We start from the raw sequence: 6,058 nt of genomic DNA on the forward strand, positions 1-6,058 counted from the left end.
GATGGCGAACGGGCCGATGGCGGACAACAAGCCGAGCACGACCGCGATGCGGAGGAATTTGGGACTCATGATAGAGGCTTCTTTCAAATCTGGTTGCCGCCGCCAGGCGACGTCTAACCTAGGACGTTCCATCCCGTCAGATTCCGACACCTCGAGAGCGAGTTCTGTTCGTCTCTCTCATGCGAAATCTCTTAATCTTGTGTCCACAAATTTAGACACTCTTGTCTAAATCGTCAATCGCCTCTATATAGTTTTTTATGAAGCTGCACGTTTCTCCTGACATTTTCCCGCCACGCGGTCATGAGGCCAAGCGCCTGTCGATCGTCGACTCCGCCGCCACCGTGTTTTGCCGCGAAGGTTTCGCCGGCGCCAACATCGACCTGATCGCCGCCGAAGCCGGCGTCTCGCGCCAGACCATCTACAACCATCACGGCGACAAGGAAAAACTGTTCGTCGCTGTGGTCCGTGATCTGACCGAACGTTGCAATGCCGGAATCTTCGCCACCATTGCCACCTTCCCCGATCAGCCGGGGGATCTCGAAGCCGACCTGATCGGCTTTGCGGTGCGCTTGAATCAGAATTGCATCTGCAACCGCGATGGAAAATTCCTGCGCAAGCTGATCCAGACCGAAGGCGAGCGCTATCCCGAACTGTTTGCCGAATGGCGCGAACAGGGACCGGGCAGGACATGGCCGGCAATCGCCGCCCGCTTCGCCCGCCTCGCCTATGGCGGCTATCTCACGATCGAGGACCCGGACGTGGCGGCACGCCAGTTCCTTGGCCTCGTCAATGCCGAACTGCAGACCACCTTCATGCTTGGCGGCTCGCCGCGCGAGGACGAGGTGCTGCGATCCGCGACCAATGGCGTGCGTACCTTCCTGCGCGCCTTCGGCAAGCGCCGCTCCGCGGCATCGTCCGAAAAGCAAAGCGCGCTCGCCAGCGCCTGAGCGATCAAATCGCTGGCAATAGTCTTCGCTTCCGCGCGAGGGTGATCTATATGCGGTTTACGCCGCGCTCAAGCTTGATTACAGCTATGCGGACGATTCAACGGAACCCGACCGCCACATGGCCGACGACCACATCCGCTACGACATTCTGGCCCAGGAGGCGTTGCGCGGCGTCATGCGCAAGGTCCTGGCCGAGGTCGCGCGCACCGGCCTCCCCGGCAACCACCACTTCTTCATCACCTTCCTGACCGGCGCGCCGGGCGTACGCGTGTCTTCGCGGCTGCGCGAGCGCTATCCCGAGCAGATGACCATCGTCATTCAGTTCCAGTATTGGGACCTGAAGGTGACCGATACCGGCTTCGAGGTTGGCCTGTCCTTCTCCGATGTGCCGGAAAAACTCGAAATCCCGTTCTCGGCCGTGCGCGGCTTCTATGATCCCTCGGTCAATTTCGAACTCGAATTCGACGTCAAGACGGATGGTGCGGCAGCCGATGAACCGGCTGCGCCAACTCCGGAGCCGTTGACCATCGTCTCCGAGAAAAAGCCGAAGGCCGAGAAGAAGGCCGCCGCCGAGGCGGAGAAGAAGCCCGCGGCCGCGGACGCCGCTACCAAGGGCGCCGAAGTGGTCTCGCTCGACGCCTTCCGCAAGAAATAGGCCGGCGACTTACGCCGTGGCCGAAATCGTCAATCTCCGCCAGGCCCGCAAGCAGAAGGCGCGGGACGAAAAGCTGCGCGCCGCCGAACAGAACCGCGCGCTGCACGGCCGCTCCAAGGCCGAAAAGGAACGCGACCGCGTCGCCGCCGACAAGAGCGAAAAATTCGTTGCCGGGCATCGTCGTGAAAAGCCCGGCGACCCCGGCCGTCAATGAGCCCGGTCGAAAAGCGTTCGGTGACCATTCGCGGCCACCGCACCAGCTACTCGCTTGAAAAGCCCTTTTATGACGACCTCGTCGCGATCGCGGCGACCAGGGAGCTGACGCTCGCTGCTCTTGTCGCCGAAGTCGACGAGACGCGGCCCCGCGACACCAACCTGTCCTCGGCGTTGAGGCTCCATGTGCTGGAGTGGGCGAAGCGAGGAGAGAGTATCTAAAGGCTTTCGACCGCGTCGTCCTTTTTCCTGCGTCTGGTGCCAAAGCCAAGCAAGGTCGAACGCTCGCGCTCCTCGGCCTGTTTCCTGGACCGCACGCGCATCAGATCCTTCCAGCCGACATAGCCGACCAGCAACGAGCCTTCGCGAGTGACGACGGGCAGATGGGAGACGTTGGCCATCAGCAGCTTGTCGGAGAGACCTTCGAGATATTCGTCCGGATAGGCCAGCGTCACCTTGCTGCCGGCCAGCAACGCGCCAAGCGTGGTGGTGCGGTGCGTGCCGGCGCGTCTCCAGCGCAAGATCGCCGGCGGATCGATGAGGCCCAGCACCTGACCGTTCTCGTCGACCACCGGGAAACTCGGATGCCGTGTTCCCGGCGCCGTCAGGAAGGCTGCTGCGCCATGCAGCGTCATCGTCGCCGGCACGCTTTCGACCTGCGACGTCATCACCTCGCGCACCCGGGTCAGGGCGAAAGGGTCGACACGGTATTCGCGAACCAGATGGTGTCCCCTTCTGGCGATCTTTTCGGTCAGGATCGAACGCTTCATCAGAAGCACGGTCACGGCATGCGCCGCGGCGCAGGCGGCAATCAGCGGCACCAGCATATGTGTGTTGCCGGTCAGTTCGACGGCGAAGAACGTGGCGGTCAGCGGCGCGCGCATCGTGCCGCCCATGGTGGCGGCCATTGCCAGCAGCGCCCAGAAACCCGGATCCGCGGCAGGCAGAACGCCGGCGAGCACAGCGCCCATAGCCCCGCCCATGATCAACAGCGGCGCCAGCACACCTCCCGACGTTCCCGAGCCGAGCGCTACCGACCAGATGATCGCCTTGACCACCAGCAGCAGGAGTGCCGCCGTCGCGACGGTGCGGCCATCCAGCATGTCGGTGATGTTGTCATAGCCGACACCGAGCGCGTGCGGTTCGATCAGCCCGCCTATGCCGACCACCAGGCCGCCAAGCATCGGCCACCACATCCAGTGGATCGGCAGCTTCTGAAAACCGTCCTCGCAGGCGTAGACCATCTGCGTCAGCAGTCCCGACAGAAGTCCTGCACAAACGCCGATCGCCACCCAGCCGGCAAGGCCGACAAAAGACACCTCCATGCCGCCCTGAAACGGAAAGATCGGCCCGGGCAGATGCAGCATGGTGCGCTCGACCTCGGCGATAACGGCCGCGACCGCCACCGGAATGAAGCTGCGCGGGGTCCATTCGAATAGCAGCAGTTCGACCGCCAGCATGATGGCGGCGATCGGTGTTCCGAACACCGTGGTCATGCCCGCTGCCGCACCAGCCACCAGCAGGGTCTTGCGCTCGTTGTCGCTGACCGGCAGCATCTGTGCGATCAGCGAGCCGATCGCGCCGCCTGTCATGATGATCGGTCCTTCCGCGCCGAACGGTCCGCCGGAACCGATCGAGATCGCCGACGACAGCGGCTTCAGGATCGCCACCTTGGCGTCGAGTTTCGAGCGCCCGAGCAGGATCGCCTCGATGGCTTCGGGAATGCCGTGGCCGCGGATCTTCTCGCTGCCATAGCGCGCCATCAGGCCGATGATCAGCGCACCGATCACCGGAACTAGGACTGCGGCAAGCCCAAGCGGCGTGTTCTCGAGCTTCAGGTCGGCAAGCGAGAATTGGCCGAAATAGGCGATGTTGGTGGCAAGCCGGATCAGCTTCAAAAGCGCGATGCCGGCAAACAACCCGGCTGTCGCCACCACCACGGCAATGGCGGCGACGAGCAGCACCCTGGGATCCGTGGTGAAATCGCGCAGGTGCTCCGGGTTCGAATGATGGGTCTTCATGGCAGTTGCTTCCTGGCGGCGGCCGTATGTCTGGGATGCGGCACGGTCGAAGCGGCCAGCCGGGTTTGTCGGTGGCTATGTATCGTAACACGATATAAATATTCAAGCCGGTTTCGCCCGAAATCCGTTTGAGCTTTCGCCGGAAAACGAACACATGTCTGATATGTCGCAGCCACGAGAACAACGTCCCGCCATCAGCCAGGCCGATTACCAGCGGCTGTCGGAGTTTCGCTACCTGATCCGCCGGTTCCTCGAATTCAGCCAGGTCCAGGCGGAAGACGCCGGCCTGACCCCGCGCCAGCATCAGGCGCTGCTGGCGATCAAGGGATTCCCCGGCGGCGGCCCGGTGACGGTTGGCGATCTCGCGGAACGCCTGCGCATTCGCCACCACAGCGCCGTCGAACTGGTCAACCGTCTCGGCGAGGCAGGGCTGGTCACAAGGGATCAGGACAAGGACGACCATCGCCGCGTGCTGCTGCAACTGACCGAGCGCGCCGACGATTGCCTGGCCGAGCTGTCGGCGGCGCATCTCGACGAACTGTCACGTATCGAACCGATGCTGCGGCGGCTGCTCGATCGAGACCGTAATGAAGCTCCGCCACCTTAATGAGCCTGCTCACCATGTTCCGATGAAGGCTGCCAAGGCCAGCAGCACGCCTGTCAGGATATTTGCCAGGAACAGACGAAAATTCACCTCCGGACGGGCAAGGTCAATCCGCCAGGTCTGCCAGCCAAGCTGCGCGGCGACCACCAGCATTCCAATGGCGTAAGGCAGCGACATGCCCAACAACCAACCTCCAAGCGACCACGCGCCAACCGTCAGAGCATAGAAAAGGCCAATGCAGGTCTTGCCATGCCGGCCGAACAAGATCGCTGTCGATTTCAGCCCGAGGCGGGTGTCGTCTTTCACGTCAACGTAGGCATAGACGGTGTCATAACCGATCTGCCATGCGATGGCTCCGGCCCACATAAGCAATGCTCCCACCGGGATATGTCCTGCGACCTCGGCCCATGCCATAAGCATCCCCCAGTTGAACGCCGCGCCCAGCACGGCCTGGGGCCAATGGGTGAAACGCTTGCACAGCGGATAGATGAACACGAGCGGCAGAACGCAGATAGCGACCAGGCGCGTGTAGGGAGTTAGAAAAAACAGCAGGGCAGCCGCGAGTGCAAGCTCAACGGTCAGAAAGACAAAGGCCTGCAGGGCGCCCATCTGTCCGCTCGCCAGCGGCCGGAAGCGAGTCCGCTCGACATGGCCGTCAAACTTGCGGTCCGCAATGTCATTGACCGTGGAGCCGGCGCTTCTCATCAGCAAAGCGCCGAGAGAGAAGACAGCCAGTTCCAGAAAGTCCGGGAAACCGTGCGACGCTTGTATCAGCGCAGCCCAGCAAGGAAAAAGCGTCAGCCATATCCCTACAGGGCGATCCAGCCGCGCCAGTCGCGTATATGGTCGCCATGCGGACGGCAATCGGCGATCCACCCAATCGCCCCGGTGAATATCGCTTAAGTCAGGACGGCTCAAAGTCGTCATGAGACCTCCAACTTTCGCTACTGCAGCGACTTCAGCAGATTGTCGATCGTGAACGGATTGGACTTCGGCTTGGCCGGCGGCGGATTGTCGTTGGCCTGCGGCAGCGGCGCCCGCTCCACCTTCGGAGGCTGCGCGGCCTTGCGTTCGGCTTCGAGCCTTGCCTTTTCCTGCGAGGCAATACGCATCGCCTCTTCCGCCTTCTGCCGCTCCTGCTCGGCCTGCGCTTTGGCCGCCTCGTCGGCGGCCTGCTTTTCGGCAGCCGCCTTCGCTTCGGCATCGGCCTTGGCTTTGGCATCTGCGTCCGCCTTGGCTTTCGCCTTCGCGTCGGCCTGAGCCTTTGCGTCCGCCTCAGCCTGAGCCTGTGCATCCGCTTCGGCCTTGGCCTTGGCGTCAGCTTCGGCTTTGAGCCGCGCTGCTTCCTCCTGCCGGCGCAATTCCTCGGCCGCCTTGTCGCGAGCATCCTGCAGCGCAGCGTAATAGCGCACTTCGCGCCGCAGCCGCTGCTTCTCGAGCAGCGCGGCCTGCATCGCCTCGACGCGCTGCTGCTCCTTCTCCAGCGCGCGCTGGGTCAGGAACTGCGCCAGCGGCTCACTGTCGAATGCTCGTTTGACCGCGCCGAACGGCCCCTCGGCGGTGAAATTCACAACCGGCTCGGAGCCGACCAGCGCCTCGTCGCCAGGCTGATAAGTGA

General features: G+C 62.9%; 7 protein-coding genes and 1 pseudogene. 5 read left to right on the plus strand and 3 right to left on the minus strand.

Going from position 1 to position 6,058, the window contains the following annotated elements; all coding sequences use genetic code 11:
• Positions 1 to 257: 257 nt before the first annotated feature.
• From EN925_RS19185 to EN925_RS19200, 4 genes are all read left to right on the plus strand, one after another.
• Complete coding sequence (locus EN925_RS19185) at positions 258 to 947, plus strand: TetR/AcrR family transcriptional regulator (protein WP_127385649.1); 690 nt, start codon at positions 258 to 260, stop codon at positions 945 to 947.
• A gap of 118 nt (positions 948 to 1,065) precedes the next feature.
• Complete coding sequence (locus tag EN925_RS19190) at positions 1,066 to 1,602, plus strand: SspB family protein (RefSeq protein ID WP_013531016.1); 537 nt, start codon at positions 1,066 to 1,068, stop codon at positions 1,600 to 1,602.
• 16 nt (positions 1,603 to 1,618) lie between these two features.
• Positions 1,619 to 1,816, plus strand: a complete 198-nt coding sequence (locus tag EN925_RS19195) for a DUF4169 family protein (protein ID WP_024501426.1) — start codon at positions 1,619 to 1,621, stop codon at positions 1,814 to 1,816.
• Complete coding sequence (locus tag EN925_RS19200; protein WP_013531014.1) at positions 1,813 to 2,037, plus strand: ribbon-helix-helix domain-containing protein; 225 nt, start codon at positions 1,813 to 1,815, stop codon at positions 2,035 to 2,037. The genes EN925_RS19195 and EN925_RS19200 overlap by 4 nt, the downstream gene beginning before the upstream one ends.
• Here EN925_RS19200 and EN925_RS19205 read toward each other — a convergent pair.
• Positions 2,034 to 3,836, minus strand: a complete 1,803-nt coding sequence (locus EN925_RS19205; protein WP_128336812.1) for a chloride channel protein — start codon at positions 3,834 to 3,836, stop codon at positions 2,034 to 2,036. The two genes, EN925_RS19200 and EN925_RS19205, sit on opposite strands and share 4 nt — an antisense overlap.
• A 154-nt stretch (positions 3,837 to 3,990) precedes the next feature.
• Between EN925_RS19205 and EN925_RS19210 the strand changes: the two genes are divergently transcribed.
• Positions 3,991 to 4,443, plus strand: coding sequence for a helix-turn-helix domain-containing protein (locus EN925_RS19210; RefSeq protein ID WP_063172462.1), 453 nt, complete (start codon positions 3,991 to 3,993; stop codon positions 4,441 to 4,443).
• Between the two features lie 9 nt (positions 4,444 to 4,452).
• Here the strand turns inward: EN925_RS19210 and ubiA are convergent, their stop codons facing one another.
• Both ubiA and EN925_RS19220 read right to left on the minus strand, forming a co-directional pair.
• Positions 4,453 to 5,367, minus strand: a complete 915-nt coding sequence (gene ubiA, locus EN925_RS19215) for a 4-hydroxybenzoate octaprenyltransferase (RefSeq protein WP_063172463.1) — start codon at positions 5,365 to 5,367, stop codon at positions 4,453 to 4,455.
• A 17-nt stretch (positions 5,368 to 5,384) separates the two neighbouring features.
• Positions 5,385 to 6,058, minus strand: a pseudogene (locus EN925_RS19220) (AsmA protein); the annotation flags it as partial.

It is taken from the genome of Mesorhizobium sp. M7A.F.Ca.US.006.04.2.1 (assembly GCF_004022915.1).
Classification (GTDB): Bacteria; Pseudomonadota; Alphaproteobacteria; order Rhizobiales; family Rhizobiaceae; genus Mesorhizobium; species Mesorhizobium ciceri.